Source organism: Streptomyces sp. WG5, assembly GCF_049974565.1.
In the GTDB taxonomy this organism is placed as follows: domain Bacteria; phylum Actinomycetota; class Actinomycetes; order Streptomycetales; family Streptomycetaceae; genus Streptomyces.
Genome location: NZ_JBNGGC010000029.1, coordinates 87,661 through 110,669 on the forward strand (window position 1 = coordinate 87,661; position 23,009 = coordinate 110,669).

At 70.9% G+C, this 23,009-nt stretch carries 17 protein-coding genes and 3 pseudogenes; 10 read left to right on the forward strand and 10 right to left on the reverse strand.

The window, feature by feature from the left end; all coding sequences use genetic code 11:
* The first annotated feature begins 13 nt into the window (after positions 1–13).
* Together ACP4IX_RS26870 and ACP4IX_RS26875 are read left to right on the forward strand one after the other, a co-directional pair.
* Positions 14–1,102: an enolase C-terminal domain-like protein gene (locus ACP4IX_RS26870; RefSeq protein ID WP_426557021.1), complete on the forward strand. Its 1,089-nt coding sequence runs from the start codon at positions 14–16 to the stop codon at positions 1,100–1,102.
* Entirely contained in the window at positions 1,099–2,892 is a 1,794-nt protein-coding gene (locus ACP4IX_RS26875) for a glycoside hydrolase family 15 protein (RefSeq protein WP_426557023.1), read from the forward strand. The genes ACP4IX_RS26870 and ACP4IX_RS26875 overlap by 4 nt, the downstream gene beginning before the upstream one ends.
* A gap of 761 nt (positions 2,893–3,653) precedes the next feature.
* On the opposite strand, the gene ACP4IX_RS26880 is transcribed toward ACP4IX_RS26875, so the two are convergent.
* From ACP4IX_RS26880 to ACP4IX_RS26905, 6 genes and pseudogenes are all read right to left on the reverse strand, one after another.
* Positions 3,654–5,117, reverse strand: coding sequence for a cation:proton antiporter (locus tag ACP4IX_RS26880; protein WP_426557025.1), 1,464 nt, complete (start codon positions 5,115–5,117; stop codon positions 3,654–3,656).
* A gap of 17 nt (positions 5,118–5,134) precedes the next feature.
* The gene (locus ACP4IX_RS26885; RefSeq protein WP_426557026.1) at positions 5,135–8,188 is read right to left on the reverse strand and encodes an FAD-binding and (Fe-S)-binding domain-containing protein; all 3,054 of its coding nucleotides are present in this window, start codon (positions 8,186–8,188) and stop codon (positions 5,135–5,137) included.
* A 641-nt stretch (positions 8,189–8,829) separates the two neighbouring features.
* Positions 8,830–9,390 (reverse strand): hemerythrin domain-containing protein, encoded by a 561-nt coding sequence (locus tag ACP4IX_RS26890; RefSeq protein WP_426557028.1) that lies wholly within the window; start codon positions 9,388–9,390, stop codon positions 8,830–8,832.
* Between the two features lie 398 nt (positions 9,391–9,788).
* A pseudogene (locus ACP4IX_RS26895) lies at positions 9,789–9,945 on the reverse strand (SDR family oxidoreductase); the annotation flags it as partial.
* A 42-nt stretch (positions 9,946–9,987) separates the two neighbouring features.
* On the reverse strand, positions 9,988–10,149 hold the full coding sequence (locus tag ACP4IX_RS26900) for a hypothetical protein (RefSeq protein ID WP_426525836.1): 162 nt from the start codon (positions 10,147–10,149) through the stop codon (positions 9,988–9,990).
* The gene (locus ACP4IX_RS26905; protein WP_426525834.1) at positions 10,146–11,471 is read right to left on the reverse strand and encodes a zinc-dependent alcohol dehydrogenase; all 1,326 of its coding nucleotides are present in this window, start codon (positions 11,469–11,471) and stop codon (positions 10,146–10,148) included. Before ACP4IX_RS26905 ends, ACP4IX_RS26900 begins: the two co-directional genes overlap by 4 nt.
* Before the next feature lie 342 nt (positions 11,472–11,813).
* Between ACP4IX_RS26905 and ACP4IX_RS26910 the strand changes: the two genes are divergently transcribed.
* From ACP4IX_RS26910 to ACP4IX_RS26940, 7 genes and pseudogenes are all read left to right on the forward strand, one after another.
* Positions 11,814–12,200 carry a DUF1330 domain-containing protein gene (locus ACP4IX_RS26910; protein WP_271059198.1) on the forward strand — a complete coding sequence of 129 codons (387 nt, stop codon included), beginning with the start codon at positions 11,814–11,816 and terminating at the stop codon, positions 12,198–12,200.
* Positions 12,201–12,813: 613 nt separating this feature from the next.
* Complete coding sequence (locus tag ACP4IX_RS26915; RefSeq protein WP_426557030.1) at positions 12,814–14,040, forward strand: MFS transporter; 1,227 nt, start codon at positions 12,814–12,816, stop codon at positions 14,038–14,040.
* Positions 14,037–15,857 (forward strand): alpha/beta hydrolase family protein, encoded by a 1,821-nt coding sequence (locus tag ACP4IX_RS26920; RefSeq protein WP_426557032.1) that lies wholly within the window; start codon positions 14,037–14,039, stop codon positions 15,855–15,857. Before ACP4IX_RS26915 ends, ACP4IX_RS26920 begins: the two co-directional genes overlap by 4 nt.
* A 17-nt stretch (positions 15,858–15,874) precedes the next feature.
* Positions 15,875–16,003 carry a hypothetical protein gene (locus ACP4IX_RS26925; protein WP_256359348.1) on the forward strand — a complete coding sequence of 43 codons (129 nt, stop codon included), beginning with the start codon at positions 15,875–15,877 and terminating at the stop codon, positions 16,001–16,003.
* Positions 16,004–16,089: 86 nt separating this feature from the next.
* A complete protein-coding gene (locus tag ACP4IX_RS26930) occupies positions 16,090–18,009 on the forward strand; it encodes a RiPP maturation radical SAM C-methyltransferase (RefSeq protein WP_426557034.1) in 1,920 nt (639 codons plus the stop codon).
* 30 nt (positions 18,010–18,039) lie between these two features.
* Positions 18,040–18,693, forward strand: coding sequence for a DUF5825 family protein (locus ACP4IX_RS26935; protein WP_426557036.1), 654 nt, complete (start codon positions 18,040–18,042; stop codon positions 18,691–18,693).
* 47 nt (positions 18,694–18,740) lie between these two features.
* Positions 18,741–18,907, forward strand: a pseudogene (locus ACP4IX_RS26940) (aminoglycoside phosphotransferase family protein); the annotation flags it as partial.
* A 264-nt stretch (positions 18,908–19,171) separates the two neighbouring features.
* On the opposite strand, the gene ACP4IX_RS26945 reads toward ACP4IX_RS26940, so the two are convergent.
* A complete protein-coding gene (locus ACP4IX_RS26945; RefSeq protein ID WP_426525823.1) occupies positions 19,172–19,642 on the reverse strand; it encodes a nuclear transport factor 2 family protein in 471 nt (156 codons plus the stop codon).
* A gap of 161 nt (positions 19,643–19,803) precedes the next feature.
* Here ACP4IX_RS26945 and ACP4IX_RS26950 point away from each other — a divergent pair, with 161 nt between their 5' ends.
* A complete protein-coding gene (locus ACP4IX_RS26950; RefSeq protein WP_426525821.1) occupies positions 19,804–20,247 on the forward strand; it encodes an Rrf2 family transcriptional regulator in 444 nt (147 codons plus the stop codon).
* A 19-nt stretch (positions 20,248–20,266) separates the two neighbouring features.
* Here the strand turns inward: ACP4IX_RS26950 and ACP4IX_RS26955 are convergent.
* From ACP4IX_RS26955 to ACP4IX_RS26965, 3 genes and pseudogenes are all read right to left on the reverse strand, one after another.
* Positions 20,267–20,807: pseudogene (locus ACP4IX_RS26955) on the reverse strand (monooxygenase); the annotation flags it as partial.
* 82 nt (positions 20,808–20,889) lie between these two features.
* Positions 20,890–21,030, reverse strand: a complete 141-nt coding sequence (locus ACP4IX_RS26960; protein ID WP_426557038.1) for a Tn3 family transposase — start codon at positions 21,028–21,030, stop codon at positions 20,890–20,892.
* Positions 21,031–21,167: 137 nt separating this feature from the next.
* Positions 21,168–23,009 (reverse strand): type I polyketide synthase (locus tag ACP4IX_RS26965; protein ID WP_426557040.1); only part of this gene is annotated, 1,842 nt, incomplete at its 5' end.

Sequence of the window (23,009 nt, forward strand, 5' to 3'; positions counted from 1 at the left end):
CGGCAGTCCGGCCGTGGAGGACCTGGCCGTCTCCGTCTACCGGATCCCCACGGATCTGCCGGGCGGTGACGCGACCCTGACCTGGGAGGCCACCACCCTGGTGCTGGTCGAGGCCGTCGCGGAGGGCGTGACGGGCCTGGGCTTCACCTACGGATCGCCCGCCACCGCACCCGTCATCGAGCACGAACTGGCGGACCTCGTCGTCGGGCACGACGCCTTCGACGCCCCCGCCGCCAACGACCGGATGAGCCGTGCCCTGCGCAACGCCGGCAGGCCCGGCATCGCCGCCGGCGCCGTCTCCGCCGTCGACACGGCGCTGTGGGACCTCAAGGCCCGCCTCCTGGGCCTGCCGCTCCTGCGTCTGCTGGGCGCTGCCCGCAACGAGGTCGCGGTATACGGCAGCGGCGGCCTCACCACGTACGACGACGACCAGCTCGTCGAGCAACTGCGCAGCTGGACCGATCAGGGCATCGACCGGGTGAAGATCAAGGTCGCCGAGTCCTGGGGCCGCCAGGCGGCCCGCGACCTGCACCGCACCGCGCTGGCACGCCGCACCGTGGGCGAGACCGCCGAACTGTACGTCGACGCGAACGGCGGCTACACGCGCAAGCAGGCCGTACGTATGGCAACGGCCATGGCCGACCTCGGTGTCACCTGGCTGGAGGAGCCCGTCTCCTCCGACGACCTGGCCGGCCTGCGCGAGGTACGCGACGCCGTCACCGCTGACGTCGCCGCGGGTGAATACGGCTACGACCTCCCGTACCTCGCCCGAATGGCGGCCGCGGGCGCCGTCGACTGCCTCCAGGCCGACGTCACCCGCTGCGGCGGCATCACCGTCTGGCTACGCGCTGCCGCCGTGGCCGAAGGACTCGGGCTGCACATCTCGGGTCACTGCGCCCCGCACCTGCACGCCCACGTCGCCGCAGCCGTGCCCAACACCCGTCACCTGGAGTGGTTCCACGACCATGTCCGCGTCGAGAACACGCTGTTCCACGGCACGCTCGACCCGCGAGGCGGCACCGTCACCCCCGGCGCCTCCGGCGAACCGGGCCACGGACTCGCACTGAACCGGACGACCGCCGACCGCTACCGCACCGCATGACCCGGCCCGCCACGACCGACGACGCGTCCACGGCCTCGGCGGACAGCCCGTGGACTCTGCGCGACTACGCCCTGATCGCCGACGGAGAGCGCGGGGCGCTCATCGATCCGCGCGGCGGGATCGCCTGGCTGTGCGCGCCCGCATGGCACGACGGTGCCGTCTTCAACGGCCTCCTCGGCGGGCCGGGCCGGTACCGGATCCGTCCTGCCGACCGGTGGAACGTGTGGGGCGGCTACTACGAGGACGGCACGCTGATCCGCGTCAGCCGATGGGTGACCGCCGACGGGATCATCTCCTGCCGGGAGGCCCTGGCGCTCCCGGCCGAAGCCGGACGCGTGGTGCTGCTCCGGCAAATCCGTGCCGTTCGGGGACCCGCACTCGTCGACATCGACCTCGACGTGCGCGCCGACTACGGACGGCACCCCATGACCCAGATGCTGCGGGAGAGCGGCACCTGGCAGGCACGCACCGGTTCCCTGCACGTACGGTTCACGGGGGCCGCGGGCGCCCGACCGGACCCGGACGGCGGGCTGCGCACCCGGTTGCGGCTGCCGGAGGGCGGCGCCCACGACCTCGTCCTGGACCTCGCCACCCAGCCGCAGAGCGACTCGCTCGACCCACCGGCCCTGTGGGACGCCACCGAGCGATGGTGGAAGGCGACTGTGCCCGACTGCACCGACACCGCCGCTCCCCGCGACACCCGCATGGCGTACGCCGTCCTGAACGGACTGACCAGTGCCAACGGAGGCATGGTCGCCGCAGCGACCACTTCGCTGCCCGAACGCGCCGATACCGGCCGCGACTACGACTACCGCTACGCCTGGGTCCGCGACCAGTGCTACGCCGGCATCGCGGTCGCGGCACACGGCCCGCACGCCCTGCTGGATCGGGCGACGGCTTTCGTCACCGACCGCATCCTGGAGGACGGCACCGGGCTGCGCCCGGCCTACACAGTGGACGGAAAGCCGCTGCCGCCGGAGCGGCGACTGCCGTTCGTCGGCTACCCCGGCGGTGGCGACCGGACCGGCAACCGCGCGGGTCGGCAGTTCCAGCTCGACGTCTTCGGGGAGGCCCTCCAACTGTTCGCCGCTGCCGCCCGCCACGACGCGCTCGACACCCGGGCCGTCGAGGCCGCCACCATGGCCGCCGACGCGATCGCCGAGCGCTGGACCGAGCCGGACGCCGGACTGTGGGAACTGGAGAACCGATGGTGGACCCACTCCCGTCTCTGCTGTGTCGTCGGCCTGCGCGACCTCTCCCGCCGGCTGCGCACGCCCGCGTCGGCGGAGTGGTCACGCCTGGCCGACCGCATCCTTGACGCCACCAGGTCGCGCTGCGTCCATCCCGACGGTCACTGGCAGCGTGCTGACGACGACGCCGGTCCGGAAGCGGCCCTTCTGCTGCCGTTGGCACGCGGGGCGGTTCCGCGCACCGACCCCAGCTTCTCCCTCACTCGTTCGCAGGTCGCACGCCTCCTGGCGGACGACGGCTACGTCTACCGCTTCCGGCACGGGGACGAGCCGCTGGGCGACGCGGAGGGTGCCTTCCTGCTGTGCGGCTTCACGATGGCGCTGGCCGCTCACGCCCAGGGCCGGCACACCGAAGCGGCGAGGTGGTTCGAGCGCACCCGCTCGGCCTGCGGGCCCACCGGACTGTTCGCCGAGGAGTACGACGTGGCACAGCGCCAGCTACGGGGCAATCTGCCGCAGGGGTTCGTCCATGCGCTGCTGTTGGAGTGCTCGGCACGGTTCGGCGACGCTACGGACGCGATGTCGTCGGCCGGTTGGTGACAGTTCGCACAGCACGACTCCGCGCGGACTGGTGCCTGCCCTTCCGGGTACCCGAAGGGGCGCTGTCCACCACTGCGGGGGTCGAGAACCGTGTTGCTGTCTCACTCACTCGAGCACGGAGTGCTCGTCATCACGGTGCACCAGGCTCCTGACATCGCCGGACGTGCCGAGCTCGTGGGCCGACTCGAGGTCTCGTTCACGCTCACAAACCCGCTCCCGTCCTGATCGTCCTGGAAGAGTACGCCGCGGACGGCCCCACGACCAGCGTCGTCCTCCGCGTCCACCGAACATGCCGGGACCTGGGCATGCTCCTGTCCGTGGCCAGCACCAGCGCGCCCGTCCGGCGGCTGCTCGAGGCCCATGCTGACACGGCCGGCACTCATCATGTCATTCACGCCCGCGCCGATACCGCTGTTACCGCAGCCGCCCGGTGTGGGGAACTCTCGGCATCGCAGCCGCCGATCTGACGTTGTTCGCCGTCACGATCCGGTCCATACGCAAGGTGGCCGCCGTCGGCCTCCCCACGCGGTCTGCCTGGGGCCTCGGAGGCGCCGGGCCCTGGGAGCGACGTACGCGCGAGTCGGCGCCGCCGGCGCCCGGGGGCGGTACGCAAGGCCGTCCGGCGGTCGCCCCGCACGTCTCCGGACATCCCTGTCGGACCAACCCTCGCCGACACCGGGCGCTTGCTGCCTACCGTACGACCGCCTGCAGCAGCACCAGCAGTGCCATGCACACGCACCGCGTCCCCGGCACGGTCGGTGTCACGTCGGGTGGGTGGTGAACAGCCGTGCACATGTCTCGTCGTCGTCTCCCGTCAGCAGCAGGATCTCGTCGTCCCTGCGCAACCGCGTGGAGCCGCTCACGGCAAGCAGGCGCCCCTCGCGGACGACGAGGCTGATCCAGGTGTCCTCGCCGAGGTCGAGTTCCTCGATGGCGGTGCCGTCTGCCGGGGAGCCCTCCGCGACCACGTGGCGGACCACCCCCTCGGGGCGGTCACGCAAGCGCACTCCCAAAGCCCACGGCTCCAGTTCCACCGACCGCATCGGCACCCGGCACCACCGCGCCACGGTGGGCACCAGCGATCCCTGGACCACGACGGAGAAGACGACCACGACGAAGACGATGTCGTACAGGCGATCGGCGTCCGCGACCCGTGAGCTGACGATGTAGCTGCCGAGCAGCACCGGCACGGCGCCCTTGAGCCCGGTGAAGGCGAGGAACGCCCTCTCCCCCAGGCTCATCCGCATGCGCCACAGCAGAACGGCCATGACGACCGGACGCACGACCAGGGCGAGCAGCACCGCCAGGATCAGTCCGTCCTGCCACGCGCCTTCGGCAGTGAACGTCCACAGCGGTACGGTCAGCCCCAGCACGGCGAAGGCGACGACCTCCCCCAGACTGCCCAGCGCGGTGTGGAAGCGTTCGATCTCCCTCTTGTAGGGAGCCCGGACGTCGCCGAGCAGGATTCCGGCGACGAAGACGGCCAGGAACCCGGAGCCGTGGGCCACCGTCGCCAGTCCGTAGACCGCGAACGCCCCCGCGAGCGTGCGCAGCGGGTAGAGGCCCTCGGCCGGCAGCGCTACCCTGCGCATCAGCCACTTGAGCGCCCATCCGCCGGCGGCGCCGAGCACCGCGCCGACGACCATCTCCTGGACGAAGAGCACGGCCGTGTGTCCGGCCGTGCCGAGGGCACCGCCCGAGCTGCCCAGCAGACCGGCCATGAGCGCGATGCCCACCGGGTCGTTGGCGCCGGACTCGCCGGGCAGCAGCACTCCGGTGCGGCCCGTGATGCGGCGGCGTCCGAGCACCGAGAAGACGACGGCCGGGTCCGTGGGCGCGAGAGCCGTGCCCAGCAGCAGGGCGGGACGCCAGTCCAGGCCGAGCAGTGTGTGCGCCGCGACAGCCAGCAGGCCGGCGGTGGCGAAGGTCCCCAGTACACCGATCGCGAGGATGGCTCGGGCCTCCGGCCGGAAGCGCCGCCAGCCGAGGTCCATTCCGCCCTGGAAGAGCAGCACCACCAGGGCGACGGTGACCACGTCCTGCACCGTGGCGGTCGACAGTTCCCGCAGCCCGGGGAAGACGTCCACGGCGACGGCGGCCACCACCAGGAAGAACGCGGGAGCGGGAACACGGGTCCGCTCACTCAACCGGTTCGACGCGACCGCTGCCGTGCCGGCCAGTGCCACCACGAGAATCGCCAGTCCGAACGACCAGGTTCCCTCCACCTAGCGCACACCCTTCTTCAGGAACTGGTACGGGACACCCGGACACGTCGGGCGCCGACGGCGGCCGCGAGCAGGACGGCGCCCGCCCCGGCCAGCGGCAGCAGTGCGCGTCGGCCTGGAGGCACGGGCCGGTCCGCCACGGGCTCATTCCCACGCAGGCCGGCCGCGAGGATCTCCGCGAGGTGCAGCGGGGTGCGTCCGGTGCCGGCCTGGTCGACCTGAGTACGGCAGCTGAAGCCGTCGGCGAGCACCAGGGTGGAGTCGTCGGCCTGCCGTACCGCGGGCAGCAACCCGGCCTCGGCGCAGGCCATGGACACGTCGTAATGGCCCTTCTCGAACCCGAAGTTGCCGGCCAGTCCGCAGCATCCGGCGTCGAGGACGTCGGCGTCGACCCCGGCCCGCTCGAGGATCTCGCGGTCGGCGTCGAAGCCCATGACGGCGTACTGGTGGCAGTGACGCTGGACGACCGCCCGGGCGTCGACCCGGGGCGGCCGCCAGTCGTCGGCACGCTCCACCAGGAGTTCGGCGAGCGTCCTGGTCTGAGCGCGCAGCCGCTCCACGTCCGGGTCCTTCGGCAGCAGTTCCACGGCGTCGGCGCGAAAGACGGCGGTGCAGCTGGGTTCCAGACCGACGACGGGGGTGCCCCGGCGCAGATCCTCGCGGAGCACGTCGAGGGTGTGTCCCAGAACGCGTTGGGCAACGCCCAACTGTCCCGTGGAGATCCAGGTCAGCCCGCAGCAGACCGCGTGATCGGGCACCTTGACCCGGAACCCTGCCGCTTCCAGTACCTCGACGGCGGCGCGGCCGACGGCGGGGTGGAAGTGGTCGGTGAAGGTGTCGGGCCAGACCACGGCCTCTCCCCGCTGTCCGTCACCACGCGGCCCACCCCGCTCACGCCACCAGTCGGTGAAGCGCTGTTCGGCGAAGACCGGCACATCCCGCTCCGGCGCCACTCCGCCCAGCGCCTTCGCCGCACGTGCCGGCCAGGGCACGGATGCCAGGGCGTTGACGGTGCGGGGGGCGAGCGAGACGACTCGTGCGACGGCGGGTAGCCAGCCCATCGAGTAGTGGGCGAGCGGCCGCAACCGGCCCTTGTAGTGGTGGTGCAGGAACTCGGCCTTGTAGGTGGCCATGTCGACGTTGACCGGGCAGTCCGTCTTGCATCCCTTGCAGGCCAGGCAGAGATCGAGTGCGTCGTGCACCTCGTCGGAGCGCCAGCCGTCCGTCACCGGGGAGTCGTCGTCGTTGTTGACCATCTCGAACAGCAGGCGGGCACGGCCACGGGTGGAGTGCTCCTCCTCGCGGGTGGCCCGGTAGCTGGGGCACATCACCCCACCCTCCGAGGAACGGCACTTGCCCACTCCGACGCAGCGGGCGGCGGCCCGGCTGAACTTGCCGTCGTCGTGCGGGAAGGAGAAGACGGTTTCCGGTTCCCAGGGCAGGTAGCCGGCTCCCAGCCGCAGGTTCTGGTCGAGGCGGTAGGGAACGACGATCTTGCCCGGGTTCATGCGGTTCTCCGGGTCGAACAGGCCCTTGAGCCGCTCGAAGCCCTCGATCAGCTCCGGCCCGAACATCTTCGTCAGCAGTTCGCCCCGGGACTGGCCGTCCCCGTGCTCGCCGGACAGCGATCCACCGTAGGAGACGACGAGATCGGCGGCGCGTTCCACGAACGCCCGCATCCGGGCGATCCCCTGCTCCGATTCCAGGTCGAAGGGGATGCGGGTGTGGACGCAGCCATGACCGAAGTGGCCGTAGACCGAGGGGTGCCCGTAGTCGAACTCCTCGTAGAGGCGTTTGAGATCACGCAGGTAGTCACCGAGGCGGTGCACGGGGACGGCCGAGTCCTCCCAGCCCTCCCAGGTGTCCGGCTTGCCGGGGACGTGCGCGGTCGCACCGAGCCCGGACTCGCGCACCTTCCACAGCTGTCCGATGTGCCGCTGGTCGTCGTACCAGGTGTGGTCGACGTCGTCGGGCTTGGCGTCGATGAGCGCCTTGGCCCGCTTCTCCACCTCCTCGCGGGTGTCGCCGTTGAGTTGCACCATCAAGTAGGCGCGTCCGTCGGGCAGTTCCTTCAGGGCGTCGGGGTTGAGGTGCTTCTCCTGCTGGAAGTGGATCAACTGGTGGTCCACGCCCTCCAGCGCCGCCGGCTCGTGCCGGAGGACTGCCGGTACGTGGTCGGCGGCCTGGCAGATGTCCTCGTAACCGAGCACGACCAGCGCGCTGTGCTTCGGTACCGGAACGAGCTCGAGTTCCGCGTGCAGGACGGTGACGAGAGTGGACTCGGAGCCGGTGAGCAGTCCGGCGACGTCGAAACCGTGCTCGGGCAGGAGCGAGTCCAGGTTGTAGCCGGAGACCCGGCGCGGGATGTCCGGGTAGCGCTCACGGACGAGGCCGGCGTACTGGTCGCGCAGGGCCTTCAGGCCGCGGTACAGCTCGGCAGTGCGCCCGTCGGACTCTGTGAGCCGTCGCAGTTCGCCGTCGTCCGTCCGGCCCACCCACATGCGTACGCCGTCGTAAGTGAGGACTTCGAGGCGGTACAGGTTGTCGACGACCTTGCCGTACGCCTGGGCCGTCGACCCGCACGAGTTGTTGCCGATCATTCCGCCGATCGTGCAGTTGGGATGGGTGGCGGGCTTGGGGCCGTACATCAGGCCGTAGTCGGCCAGCTGTCGGTTCAGGTCGTCCAGCACGATGCCCGGCTCGACGACGCATCGACGGTTCTGCACGTCGACGGACAGCAGCCGGTTGCAGTACTTGGTCCAGTCCAGGACCACGGCGGTGTTGCAGCACTCGCCGGCGAGGCTCGTGCCGCCACCCCGCGACAGCAGCGGCGCGCCGTGCTCACGGCATACCTCCACCGCCTCCCGGGCCGCCTCGACCGTCCGGGGGACGACCACGCCGATGGGTACCTGCCGGTAGTTGGAGGCGTCGGTCGAGTACGTCGCCCGCGCGCCCGCGTCGAAACGCACCTCCCCGTCGACGCGGGACCGCAGGTCCCGCTCCAGGACACCCGCATCGGGTCGCTCCTGCGGACGCAGGACGACGGGAAGAGGCAGATCAACCGGGTCCATGAACAACCTCCACTGGTGACGAGGGGTGCGTCGTCGGTATCGACCGGCTGACGCCGGGAGCAGTCGGCCCGTCCACCGGAGGACGGGATCGCGCGGCCTCAGTGCCTGCCGCGTCGCACCATGCCCGAGCCGGGTGCCGGCAGTGTGTCGGCCGGCGGTATGCGCACCTCGGCGTCGACGTTTCCGTCGTGCCTTACGAGGGCGCCCCTCTCCTTCGTGGACCGCGTTGCCCCGACCGTGTATCCAGGGCTTCGCGCACACAAACCGGAAGCCCGCGCGGCGGCGCTAGCCCCCGCGCGCACCCTTCGCGTGCCCCACCGCTTCGCCACTGCGCCCCCTGCACCACCACGGCACCACGGTCGACGACTTCGCCCAGTGCCGGCCGAGAAGGGGTGGCCCGGCCGCGCTCGTCGCCGTCGGCCGCCCCGGTGGCGAGCCGCAACCCGACCGCCACGCTCACAGCCCATTCAAGACGGCGGCATGCTCGCTGGCCCGATCCGCTGCCGTGTCCTGCTCCCTGCGCCAGGCGTCCGCCTGCCCGGCCGATCTCGCCGCCGCCATCGCCGCCATCGCCGTCAAGGAAGACCGCGACATCCAGCCAGGGCAGGAGCTGAGCTGCGGCGACAGGGCAGCTGGGCAGGTCAGCCCTTCCCACGCCCCGACAGGGCGTCCCTGCTCCGGTCGACCATGCCCGTGCCGGGGGCCGGCAGCTTGTTGGCCGGCGGCTTGTCCGGGGCGGACGGGTGCGGTCGGGTTGGAGCGGTCTTCTTGGCCTGTCGGACCTTCTCGCCCAGCCCCACCAGCTGATCCTCGGTGGCCGCCGACCGCAGCCGGGGAAAGAGGTTGTCCTCCTCGTCCCGGACGTGCGACCGGATCTCCGCCATCAGCTCGCCGATGAGCCGGTCGAACTCCGCGTCACCCGCGTCGACTCCTTCGAGGGCCTTCATCGTACGCTCGGCCTCGGCGTGGTCCTCGATCTCCTTGTCCGCGATCGTGTCACCGTCCGACAGGAACTCCCGCACGGCCGGATAGAGGTACGCCTCTTCGGCGACCGAGTGCCGCACCAGCTCTATCACGGCTTGGTCGGCGTACTTCTTCCTCTGCCCGTCCCCCGGAGGCAGGGCCTCGATCTTGCCGAACAGTTCTTCGACCTCCCGGTGGTCGGTGGTCAGCTCCGCGGTGACATCCCCGCCGTGGCCCATGGGCGTTCCCTTCCTACGCGCAATACCGTCCGCAATGCCTCGCCCGTGTATCCCAGTCCCCGCGCGCGCAAACCGGTGAAGCATCCGGCGCACCGGGCCCGTCACGCGGGCTGTGCGGACTGCACTGCGAGCGAACGTCGCCCCCGGGGTACACCTGTTCCCCGACCGGGTCCGCGAAGCGTCGAGGGGTGTTGTGTGTTCTGCTGTCCCGAAGCAGAGCACGGCTGAGGCAGAGGACCGCACGGGCGGCCGGGGACTCGGCGCTGCCTCCCGACCCGCGCCTGCCTGTGGTGGACTCGCCCGCGCGACGCTGCGCAAGGCGTTCCCCGACCACTCCTCGGCGAACTGGCGTTTTACATGGCTCGGCGGCGCAGCAGCGCGTACCCCGCACCGGCCTTGACGGCCGGCATCTGCACCATGGTGACGCGTACCGCCGACCTGTCGCGCAGCAGTCCGCAGCGCACCGACTCGGTGAAGCCCTGGATTGTGCTTGGCACCGCAGTACGCGCTCTGCAACGGAATGCCGCGGTAGGCGAGCGCGGAGCCGATGTGCACCGGCGGCCGTACACTCGGGCCCCTTGACACCTAGGCTCCCGTTCACGACCTGTTGCCGAGTCCGTTCCTCCGGGTCTCGAACTCCTTGTGCCCGTTGGGGCAGGACGGGATCTTGTCTCCCTGTGCCACATGCACCTTTTCGCTGCGGTGCGCGCAGTAGAAGTCCCCTGTCTTCTGCGCCTTCTCGCCGGCCTCGGCGGTCATGACCGGTCACCTCGGCTGCCCTGGTCCGTCGTCCTGGGCCCCTGCGTACCTGCCGTGGTGGCGGCTCCGGTGCCGGCCGCTTCGCCCAAGCCCGGAGCGACCGAGCCGTCGCCCGCCACGCCGAGGGTCACCTTGGTCCAGCCCGCCTCCCGCCGGTCGAAGGCGCGGTAGGCGTCGATCGCGTCCTCGGTGCCGACCCAGCGGGTGATCAGCGGAGTGGGGTCGAGCCGGCCGGCGGCGACCATGGACACCAGCTCGGGCACGTATCGGCGGTGGTTGCAGTTGCCCATCTTCAGGGTGAGGTTCTTCATGAACGCCTCGCCGTACGGATAGTGCTGCACCTGCGGCGGGTAGACGCCGACGGTGCCGATCGTGCCGGCCTTCGCCGACATCTGCACGGCCCAGCGGGCGGCCAGGGTCGGGGCGTCACCGGGCACCCACGTGCTGCCGTCCGGATTCTGTTCGGGAGCCGCCTCCTGGCGTTCGTGCGCGAACTGCTCGCCCTGCTCGCGCAGCGCTTCGGCCGCCGGGCCGTGGGCGGGCCGCTGGGCATCCACGCCCACGGCCTCGATCACACGGTCCACGCCGATGCCGCCGGTCAGCTCCAAGACGGCCTCGACCGGATCCTCGGTGTTGAAGTCGACCGTTTCGGCATGCTGGTCGCGCGCCAGGTCCAGCCGATCCGCCAGGCCGTCGACGACGATGATGCGCCCGGCTCCCTGGAGGCGGGCACAGGCGATGGCCGCCTGACCGACCGGCCCGGCACCCACGATCGCCACGGTGTCGCCGTGTCCGACCTCCGCCAGCCTCGCCCCGAACCACGCCGTGGGGTAGATGTCGGAGACCAGGATGGCCTGCGCGTCATCCACGGTGTCCGGCAGCGGGACCAGCCCGACGTGCGCGAACGGGATACGGGCGTACTCGGCCTGGAGACCGTCCAGTCCCCCGGCGGCTTCCGGGCCGCCGAAGAACACCGTGCCCGCCCGCGGACCACCCGGGTTGGCGTTGTCGCATTGCGCGTAGTAGCCGGCCCGGCAGTAGCTGCACGTCCCGCAGGCCACGGTGGACGGCACCACGACACGGTCACCGGGACGGAGGTTGCGCACGCCGGAACCGACCTCCTCCACGACGCCGACGGCCTCGTGACCGAGGATGCGTCCCTCCTGCATCCCGGGCATCGTGCCACGGATGAAGTGCAGGTCGGTGCCGCAGATGGCGGACGTCGTGATCCGCACGATCGCGTCGTACGGGTCCTTGATCTTCGGTTCCGGCACATCATCGAGGCGTATGTCCCCCAGCGCGTGCCACACCACAGCCTTCATGTGTCTCCTCGGTCGTTCTCGTATCACCGTTACAAGGCGACGCCACAGGTGCACTCCTTATGGCCGTTTTTGGGTGTCCTGCCGGGGGTCCTCGAAACCGCGGTGTCCCACCGGTGACGGTGAGACCTGCTGACGTACAGACGTAGGGTTCGACTCGTCGAGCCCTGCGACGGGAGAGCCGGATGCCGTCTTGACGGCCGGGGAACGGTAAGTGAGCTCGCCACTCCCGAAAGGCAGGATGTACCGACCGGGCGGTATGCAGGGGGCCTGTCGTCGCCTAGCCTCGTACCACCCGGCCCGGGCGGGCGGGAAGCGTCCCACGACGACCGACAGGAGCAGCCCGTGGCTGTCGATCCCGACAAGGCGGTTCTCAACGCCTTCGCTACGCATGGCCCGGATGGGCCGTTCGTCATGCTGAACCTTCTGCGGTTCACGCCGGACGGCCGGCGGTCCTACGAGGAATACTCGCGCCGTGCGGCCGTCTTCCTGAGCAGGTACGGAGGGGAACTGCTCTACGCAGGCGACGGCGATACGCCCCTCGTGGCCGGGGAAGGCCAGACCTGGGACGCGGTGCTTCTGGTGCGTTATCCAAGCCGGGAGGCGTTCAACAGCATGGTCACCGACCCTGATTACCAGCAGATCACCGCGCTACGGACCCGCGCGCTGTCCGAGGCCGTACTCCAACCGACCGCACCCTGGGCATCTCGGCTCGGCCCGCGACCGTCCTGAAGCGGGCCACGCCGAGAGGGACACACGCCCCTGATACAGATGAACGGGTGCGATGGCAAATCAGGCACCCGAGGGTGTTCCAGTACACGGACCGCACGAGGCAGCGACCGCATCATGCGCACCAGCGCGTGCGGCCTCACGGCGAAGCCGCGATGCCTGCCGCGCTCCGCAGGGGCGCGGCATTACGCATGCCATGGCGGCACCCGGCAGCGAGAACTGGCCATCCTCGGCCGGGAAAGTACCGGCACCGGCACCGTCCGACGTCCTTCCGGACCGCTTCGGCAGGCTCGGCGCTTGACCAGAAGCATGCCAACGACACGCCTCACACGTCACGCGCGTCTCTCACTACCTCCTCCTCCCCGCGGACCGCGACGGAACACACCCCTCCCTTTGCTGCGAACCCGGAATCCCCATCCCTCCGCGCCCCCTAGCGCTTTCCGGCCAACCGAACCGCGACCTTGTAGCCCGTTCGAGGCGCTGGCTACGATCCCGCTCGTTTCGCTTTCGCTTTCTGCACAACCTGCACGGTAACTTCATCCAACTGGGGGAAATCGTGGAGTCGTTCACGCGGGCGGGAGCGGCGGACCCCCGCGATGGATTACCCCGGCCCCGGTTGCTCCGGGGCCGCCGTGGCGCTTCCGGTTCCGGGCGCGACCAGTCCGCCCGGGACTTCCGCCTCTTCTGGTGGGCCAACGCCGTTGACGCTCTGGGCACCCAGGCATCCGGTGCCGTCCTTCCCCTGCTGCTCCTCGGTCTCGGGCACTCACCGCGGACCGCTGGGCTCGTCGCCGGGCTCTCGCTGGCCGCGGGCCTGCTGCTCGGGCCGCTCGCGGCCGTCCCCGCCGACCGCGGCGCGCGCAAGACGATCATGTTCTGGTCCGCCGTCGTCGCCGCGCTGGCCATGGGCTCCGTCGCCGTGACCCTGCTCGCCGGACACCTGACACTTCCGCACCTCGTGGCCGCCGTCCTCGTCGAACGGTTCGCCACCGCCTGTCACGACGCCGCGTCGCGCGGCACGGTCGCCCTGGTCTGCCCGCCCGACGACCAGCCGCGCGCCGTGGCCCGGCTCGCCGCCGCCGACCAGGGCGCACTCATCCTCGGCCCGGCCCTCGGCGGAGCCGCGTACCAGCTCTTCCGCGCTCTGCCGTTCGCGGCCGACGCCCTCTCCTACGCCGTCGTCGCCGGCTGCGTACGGGCCATGCGTACGGATCTGAGGGCCGCGGCAGCTCCTTCGGGCGAGGGGTTGTGGCGTGCGGCCGCCGCCGGCCTGTACCTGGTGCGACGACGGCCGTTGCTGCGCCTCGTGCTGACGTGGATCGCGCTGGTCAACGGGGTGGCCGCGACGCTCTACTACTCCGCGGTCTTCGTGCTGGAACGTTCCGGCAGTGGTGCGCTCCCGCTCGGCCTCGTCCTCGCCGTCACCGGCGCCGCGGGTCTGGCCGGATCCCTCGCCGCGCCCAAGGCCGCCGCCCGCCTCGGCGCCGCCCGCACCCTCACCACGGTCACCTGGCTCCTCGCCCCGCTCACCGCGGCCCTCGCCCTCGCCGACGGGCCCTGGGCGTACGGCGTGCTGCTCGGCGCGATCGGCCTCCTCGTGCCGCTGCCCGCCGTCGTCCTCCAGGCCCGCGCCCTGCTGACCACCGCGCCCGACGTGCAGGCCCGCGTCGGCGCCGTCATCGCCACCGCCTCCGGCGCCACCGCCGCCCTCGCCCCGGTCCTGGCCGGTCTCTTCGCCGGTCAGCTGAACTCGGCGACGCCCGCGCTTGGTTGCGCCGCCCTCCTCGTCCTGCTCGCCGCGCACACCACCCGGCGCGCCGCCCTCGCGGAGGCCGCCGCATGAGCCGCTTCCAGGTGTACCGCGCCGCGCTGCCCGAGGTGTGCGCCGCCGATCCGCACCGCATGGTCTTCACCGCCGACGCGGAGGGCCGCTGCGAGGTCTTCACCTGGGACGCCGCCGCCCGCCACGCCCGCCGCGTCACCGACCGCCCCGGCGGCACCCTGCACGGCGCGATCGACGCCGACGCATACGTGTGGTGGTTCGCCGAGGACGCGCGGGGCGTCGGCCACTGGCGATTCCAGCCGTTCGACGGCCCGTTCGCCGGCGGCCCCGGCCGGCCCGGTCTGACCGGCGTCCCCGACGGCACCGCCCGCGGCCTCGCCGTCACCGCCGACGCCACCGTCGCCCTCGGCATCGGGCTGGGCGACCACACCAGCGTCAGGCTCGGGACACGCGGCGGCCCCGGACGCGAGGTCACACGTGTGAACGGCCCCGCCGCGCTCGCCGGACTCGCCCCGCACGGCGACCTCCTCGCCCTCACCCGCACCGCCGACGCGCCCAGCGCCGTCACCCTCCTCACCCCCGACGGCGCCGAGGTCGTGGCCCTCCCCGGTGACGGCCCGCACGGCAGACTGTGGGCGCTCGGCTTCGGCCCCGCGCCCGACGACCACCCCATCCTGCTGCTGGTCTGCGAGCGCGGGGACCGTTACACCCTCGCCACCTGGACCGCCGCCACCGGCACCGTCACCCACGACTGGTGCGCCCTGGACACCCAGTTCACCGCCCGCTGGTACCCGGACGGCGGCGCCGTGCTGATCCGGCAGGACCGGCACGGCCGCTCCCTGCTCCGCCGCGCCGACCTCGCCCGCCGTACCCTGGGCCCCGTACCGACTCCGCCCGGTACCCTCCTGGACGCGGTCCCGCGCCCCGGCGGCGACCTGCACACCCTCTGGACGGACAGCACCCACCCGCCCCGCATGAGGTCCACGGCCGGGACACCGCTGCCCCCGCTCGGCACCGTCGACGGCCGTGTGCCCGGCACCCTGCACGACATGTACACACCGGGACCGGACGGCCCGGTACACACGTTGCTCAGCCTTCCGGAGTCCACACCCGGGCCGCACCCCACCGTGTTCCTCGTCCACGGCGGCCCCGCCGACCACGACCGCGACGCCTACGACGGCACCGTGCACTCCCTGGTGGCCTCCGGGTTCGCCGTGGCCCGCGTCAACTACCGCGGCTCCACCGGATACGGACCGGGCTGGCAGCGCGCCTTCCGCGACGGCGTCGGCCACACCCAGGTCGCCGACCTCGCCGCCGTCCGCGCCGACCTCGTGGCGCGCGGGCTCATCCGGCCGGACGCCACCGGACTCTGGGGCACCTCCTGGGGCGGTTACCTCGTCCTGCTCGCCCTCGGCACCCGACCCGGGCTCTGGCAGGCGGGCGTCGCCGTCAAACCCGTGGCCGACTACGCCGCCGCACACGCCGCCGCCACGCCCGCCCTCCGCGCGCTGGACGAGCGGCTGTTCGGCGGCACACCCGCGCAGGTGCCGGACGCGTACGCACACAGCTCGCCGATCCGTTACGCCGCCCGCGTCCGCGATCCGCTCCTGGTCGTCGCCGCCACGCACGACACCAAGTGCCCGCCCGCACAGATCCGTTCCTACCTCGCCGCCCTCGACACGGCCGGTGCCCCGCACGAGTCCCTGTGGCTCGAGTCCGGCCACGACGGCTACGACGGCGGCGACCACGTGACCGTCCTGCGCCGCGCGGTGCGCTTCCTCGACCGCACGCTCCGGCGCACCGCCCGCACCACCCCACCCCCCAGACACCCCGCTCCGGCCGGAGAGGGGTCAGCGCACCACACAGTCGAACACTGAGAGAGAAGGAGAAACCCATGCAGAAGGACGTCATCCACAACGACCCGCTGGCCGAGGACGAGACGAACCGCAAGCCGAGCGTCGGCATTACGGTCACCGTCCCGTTCCGCAACGCCGAGGACGGCGACGACACCGTCGAGGACTGATCCTCACCGGTCGGCCCCAGGGCACCCCGGGGCCGACCGGCCCGCACCGTCGCCCGCCCCCGCACCACGTCAGGAGAGAAGCGCCCATGCGCGTACTGCTGGTCAACATGCCCTGGTCGCCCATCGACCTGCCGTCCCTGGCCCTCGGCATCCTCAAACGGAGTGTGGACGAGCGTGTGCCCGGTGCCAGTGCCGAGGTGCTGCACGCCAACCTCATGTTCACCGACTGGATCACCGAACGCACCGAGTTCACCGGCGACGACTACGAGTACTACGCCCTCTCCTCCTATTTCATGGGCTGCGGCGACTGGGTCTTCTCCTCCGCCCTGTACGACGACCCGGCCTGGCGCGAGGACGAGTTCGTGGCGACGATGAGCGGCAAGCTCAAGTCCGCTCGGATGAAGATGACTCGCGAACTGCACCGCACTGCACCGGAGTTCGTCGAGTCGATCGCCCGGCAGATCGTGGCGAGCGAGCCGGATGTAGTCGGGTTCACCTCCACTTTCCAGCAGAACACCGCCGCGCTCGCCGCCGCCCGCCGTGTCAAGCAGCTCGCCCCGCACATCGTGACCGTCATGGGCGGCGCCAACTGCGACGGCGAACAGGGCGCCACCGTGCACCGCAACTTCCCCTTCGTCGACCACGTCGTACGCGGCGAGGGCGAGGCCGCCTTCCCCGAACTCCTCGGCGCGCTCGCGGAGGACGGCCCGCTCGACTCCATTCCCGGCCTGTGCCACCGCGAGGCGGACGGCGCGAGTGTCGCCAACCCGATGGCCACCCGCCCGCTGCCGCCCACCGCGATCCTGCCGCCCGACTACAGCGGCTACTTCGAACGGCTCGCCGCGTCCGTCGCCCGCAACTGGGTCGAGCCAAAACTCGTCGTCGAGGGGGCGCGGGGCTGCTGGTGGGGCGAGAAACACCACTGCACCTTCTGCGGGCTCAACGGTTCCTTCATGGAGTTCCGCTCCAAGAGCCCGGACACCTTCTACGAGGAGATTATGGAGCTGGCCCGTCGCCACCGGGTCCTCGACATGTATGTCGTCGACAACATCCTCGACATGCGCTACCTCACCACCGTGCTGCCCCGCATCATCGAGAGCGGCTACGACCTGCGCCTGCACATCGAGATCAAGGCCAACATGAGGCGCAGCCAGCTGCGCACACTCGCCGACGCCGGACTCATCTACGTGCAACCCGGCATCGAGAGCCTCAATAGCCGCGTGCTGGACCTGATGGACAAGGGTGTGAGCGGCTGCCAGAACGTGCGGATGCTGCGCGACGGCGCCGAGACCGGTCTCTCCGTCGCCTGGAACTACCTGCACGGATTCCCCGGCGAGAGCGCCGAGGACTACGACCCGGTCATCGCCCAGATACCGGCCCTGGAGCACCTGGACCCACCGGTCGACCTGTCCGCGCGCATCGCGATCGAGCGTTTCAGCCCCTACTTCGAACGCCCCGAACTGGGCTTCACCGGTCTGCTCCCCGAAGCGCACTACCGCTTCACCTACGACCTGCCCGAGGAAGAGCTGTACGGCATGGCGTACGTCTTCGAGGCGCCCGCCCGCGGTATCGGCGAACCCACCGTCAGCGCCCTCAACAACGCCCTCGCCGACTGGAAGAAGCACCACACCGACGCCCGGCTCACCCACGACGACCACGGCGATCGCATCGTCCTGGTCAGCCGTCGCCGCGCCTTCGACTGGCGGGTGAAGGAGCTGACCGACCCCTTCGAACTCGCCCTCTTCCGCCTCCTCGACCAGCCGCACAACGTGCAGGCCCTCACCCGCAAGGCAGCGGCACGCGTCCCCGAGGCGGCCCGCGACGAGGACGGGGTCCGGCGGCTCCTTGACACCTGGATCGGCCTCGGCATCGTCTTCGCCGATGCGGGACAGTACGTCCACATCGCCCCGGCCGCCGTCAACGAGGACCTGCTGCGCCTGGACTTCATGCGACACATCCACACCGAGGACGCCCCCGACGGTCCCGCCGTTCCCGAGCCGGCCTGACCCCCTCCCGCCCCGCTTCGAAGGAGCACGATGACCGCCACCCTCACCGCGCCGACGGTCCTCGCCTGGCGCGACTACGACCCCGCCGCGTGCGGGCTGCCTGGCATGTTCCTGGGCGAGGTGCCCCTGCCCGGCCCGGCGCGCGGCCAGGCCGCACGCCTGTGGGAGCTGGGCGCGCGCCGTGTGCGGCTGCCCGCCCCTGTCGACCTCTCCACCGGCGCGGACCCGGCAGCCGCCGTGTACGGGCTCTCCCTGGTCCGGGACCTGACCGCGCGGGCGGTCATGGTCGAGTGGGAACTGCGTCTCGACCCGAGGGAGGGGGAGACCTGGCGACGGCTCAGTCATCTCCAGCCGCCCGCCGCGCTGCACGGCCCCGCCGACGCCGGGGAGTCGCTGCGCACATGGCGGCGCGGTCACTACCTGTGCAAGTGCCTGTGGCGCAAAGGCCCCGGCTTCCTGCAGATCCGCGACCGCCGCTGGGGAGAGCTGCGCCGCTTCACCGCCGACGAACCCGAGTACGACACGGCGGTCCGCCTGCTGGACTACGGCGCCCTCGCCGACACCGTCGACCAGGCCGCGCTGGCCGACTTCCGCTCCGAACACCTCGTCCTGGACGTCGGCCCGTACGCGTGGTGGCTGCCGTACCGTGTCAGCCGGTGGCTCCAGCAGTCGATCGCCATCTGAAGGAGCGGGGCTCATTCGTGGCCGAGGAGAAAGCGCTGGCCGACGGCATGGTGTGCCCGGGCGCCGTGCTCCGCCGCGGTGACCTGGTCGAGCGTCCCGCGCCTTGCACGCCCATCTGCGCGCGCTGAGGGAGCACGGGTTCGACGCGGCGCCGCGGCCGGTGGGGCTCACCGCGGACGACCGGGAGCGGTTGACGTACGTCCCGGGGGACGTCGTGCGTTCGCAAGGCAGGCGCGTCCCGAAACGGTACAAGGGGGGTGGTGTCTGTCCCTTGCGCTTGCCGGTGGGGATGATCAGCTCGGGCTGGATCTGCTCGACGGACTCGCCGCCCGCGCGGCGGCGGAGCACGGTGTGGAGCATGTCGGCGGTGATGACCGGGCGGCTGGGTGCGAACAACAACTTCGTTCAAGAAGCAGCGCCGGGCATGCGGCCCGAAGAAGGGAGTGTCTTGTCGCACACTCGGCGCTGACCGGCAGAGTTACGCCGTCGTGGCTGCTGTCTCGGTGGCTTCGACTGCGGACTCGAAGTCAGGGTGGACCCCTATTTGTTCAAGCCACACGCTCATCGAGTTGTAGCAATTGAACCTTTCGATCTTTCCGTCACGGAGGTACCAGAGGTCCGCCGCCGGCACGTCGATCCGGTTCCCGGTCGGTGGGATCTCGCCGACCGGAGTCGGAAACCCTCCGAGATGCGTGCCCTGGATCCGCAACTCGACGGCGACGACATCACCGAACGCATGTACCTCGAGCAGTTCACGGTGTACATCGGGGAACGAGCGGGCGAGGCCCGCGATCACCTGAGGAATCTGCTCTCCGCGGAAACTCTGCGAGGTCGACATGTCGTTGAACGACCCGTCCTCGGTGAACAAGGCCAGGAAACCGTCACCGTCGAGAACGTTCCCTTCCGCGAGCCGGTAAGCCTCGCGAATGGTCTTTTCGTTACTTTCCATTCCTGTTCTCCTTCGAGTACGCAACACGCTCACGGTCCGCGCTTGTCCTTGATTGACCCTTCCCGACTGTCGTAACGGTAATCGTTACGACAGATTGTCGCAACCTTCACTGTTGCGACTGCGCTGTCGTAACATGGAGCGTTGCGACCGGAGGAGGGATCATGAGCGCCAACAGCAGGCTGACCATTGCCGCCCATACGCTGGCCTGGATCGGTCTCTACCAGCGCCAGGGCCACGAGGTCGCCACCTCCGAGCAGATCGCAGCCAGCGCGAACACCAACCCCGTGGTGATCAGACGGCTGCTCGGCGAGCTGCGCAGGGCCGGCCTCGTGGAGTCCCGGCGGGGCGCGGGCGCGGGCTGGTCGCTGGCGCGCGAGCTGGGGTCGATCACCCTGCTCGACGTGTACGAGGCAGTGGAACCCGGCCCGCTGTTCGCGATGCACCGCACCACCCCGGACCAGGGATGCGTGGTGGGTCACGGCATCCAGCCGGCAATGCGGGGCATCTACCAGGACATCGAGCAGACCCTGAGACACGAACTGGCCCGCGTCACGCTCGAGAAGGTGCTCAGGGACGTACTCGCGGCACCTCGCCAGCCTCTCTGATCAGCTGGGCGACCCCGTGTACGGAGCGGAAGGCGGTCCCCACCACCGGGTCACCGGGGTAGCGCTCCAGGACGCGCCGCAGGTACCAGTCGGCGACGCGGTCCGCCGGCCCAGAGGCCAGGGCACTGCCCACCGCGCCCGGCATCGAGCGGTCCGACCCGGCGGAGATGCCCCATGCCTGCCGGGACGCCGCGAGGAGCGCTTTCTGCACGCGCCGCGTCGTGGGGATCCGGCGCGGATCGGACAGGGGCTCACGCAGGACGACCGCGCTCATCGCGGCGACAGCCATGCCCTGCCCGTAGATCGGGTTGAACGTGCACAGGGCGTCGCCAGTGGCAAGGAATCCCCCCGGGCGGCGGCCGGGCAGGCCGTAGCGGCGGCGGATGTCCGCGGTCCGCCGGTAGCCGAACGCCGACGACAGGGGCTCGGCCTCGTCCAGCCACCGATGCAGGAGCGGATGCGGCAGCCTCTTCCTGACGTACGTCACGAACCCCGTCGTCGTCCGTGGGCGGTTCCTCATCACGCAGCCCCGACACGATGACCAGATGGGTGCCGCCCTCGGCATCGCCTTCTGCGGCGTCAGCCCGCCATTGCGCTCCTGCAGCCACATCGCCGCGACCTCGACCTTGTTCGTCGCCGCGGTCACCCGCCGGCGCAGCGGGCATCCGAGAGGTAGCGCAGCAGCTGCACGGTGCGAATCACGCGGCCGACCTCGCGGAACGCGGTGTAGGTGGCGTTCTTCCACGATCCCGACCGCAGCGTACACACCACTCCAGCGGACATGACCTCTACTGGTGTGGCACCTACGCAGGTAAGTCACACGGTCCGGGTGAGGGACGTTACGGCGGCTCCCCAGCGGTACGCGAAGTAGTGGCACCCCTCCGGGCGGCGGTGATCATCGCCGCCCGGAGGGGTCTCGGTCACCCCTGCTGCTCGGTTTCCGTCAGCCATTCATGGACGACCTCGGCCACGAACGGCACGTGCTCGCTCTCCAGAATGGTGAAGTGGTCGCCGGGGACGTCGACGACGGCGGACATCGCCGTGAGACTCGTCTGCCAGTTCACCCCCTCCTCCTGGACGATCGGGTCCGTGGCCCGCACGAGCAGGGCGGGGGCGGCGAGACCACCCGGCTCCCAGTCGATGAGCAGACTCCCGCAGATCCAGGCGAAGGCCGTGAGCTCCTCGAACCCGATACTCCCGGAGTCGATGCCGGTGAACGACCTGCCGGCCAGGTCGTTTTCCCACTTCCTGATGACCTGGTCGTTCATCCGGTACGAGTCCAGCAGCGCGACACCGGTCGGGGCCGCTCCCCGCCGCTCCAGTTCCTTGGCCACTTCGTACGCGAGTACACCGCCGGACGAGGCACCTGCCAGGGAGAAGGGCTCGTCCCCGACGTAGTCCATGATCGCGGTCGCCATGACCTCCATCAGGATCTCACTGGTCGCGGGCAGGTCATCGCCCGCGTCGAACCCGGGCGGCATGACCGCCGAGACCCGTCGCATGCCGGCGAACTCGGCCGCAAACCGCAAGTACACGTCCGGGCCGGTCAGAGGCAGAGGTACAGGCGGACAGATGCAGATGAGGTGCGATCCAGTGTCCCCGGGCGAGAGCCTGACCAGCGCGGGCGGCTTGGCCAGTTGGTCGGCGGTCTCGAACTTGGGCCTCAGCATCGCACCGCTCTTCGCGAACTCGTGCGCTGCCCCCACTTGCCGGTTCTCGACCGCGCGGAAGTACAGCTTGCCGACGATGTCCTGCCGGTGCGCCGTCGGAGCCCCCGCCGATCCCGCGGCCGGTGCCGCCTCATCGGGCTTCGCGGCCGTCGGCGACTGCGCGAGCGCGGTCCCTAGGTAGTCTGCCACGTCGGTGATGGCCGGGTAGTCGAACACCAAGCCGGCCGGCAGCTTGAGCCCGGTCACGGTAGCGAGCCGGTTGCGGAGTTCCAACGAGGTGAGTGAGTCGAAGCCCAGCTCACGGAATGGCCGGCTGCTGTCGATGTGGTCGGGCGATGCGTGTCCCAATGCGGCGGCGACATGCCCGCGGACCAGATCCTGCAGGAACTGCGGCCGGTCCGCGGCCACGACGGCCGCCCAGCGCCGGGCGAATCCATCAGGGTCCTGGCGGACATCCCTGGCGAGTGGACGGGCCACACCGCGGGCGAGCGACCGCAGCATGGGCGGCAGTCCCTCCGGAGTGCGCAGTACCGAGGGATCGAGGCGGGTCAGCCCCACGACCGCCTCGCCGGTGTGCAGAGCTTGATCGAACAGGACCAAGCCCTGGTCGACCGAGAGCGGAGGCATCCCCGAACGCTCCATGCGCCGCATGTCGGCATCCCGCAGGGTGCCGGTCAGCCCGACCTCGGTCGTCCACGCGCCCCAGGCCATCGACACACCCGGCAGGCCCGCCTGCCGGCGCCACTGCACCAGAGCGTCCAGGAACACATTGCCTGCGGCGTAATTACCTTGGCCTGGCCCGCCCAGCAGGCCGGCCACGGACGAGAAGACGACGAACAGCGACAGGTCCATGCCCTCGGTCAGTTCGTGCAGATACCAGGCGGCATCCACCTTCGGTGCCAGTACGCGATGCATCCGCTCGGCGGTCAGCGAGCCGATGACACCGTCATCGAGCACACCCGCCGTGTGGACGACACCCGAGACCGGATGCTCCGCCAGCAACCCCGCCAGCGCATCCCGGTCCGACACATCACACGCCACCACCGTGACCCGCGCACCCAGCCCGGACAACTCCGCCACCAGCTCAGGCGC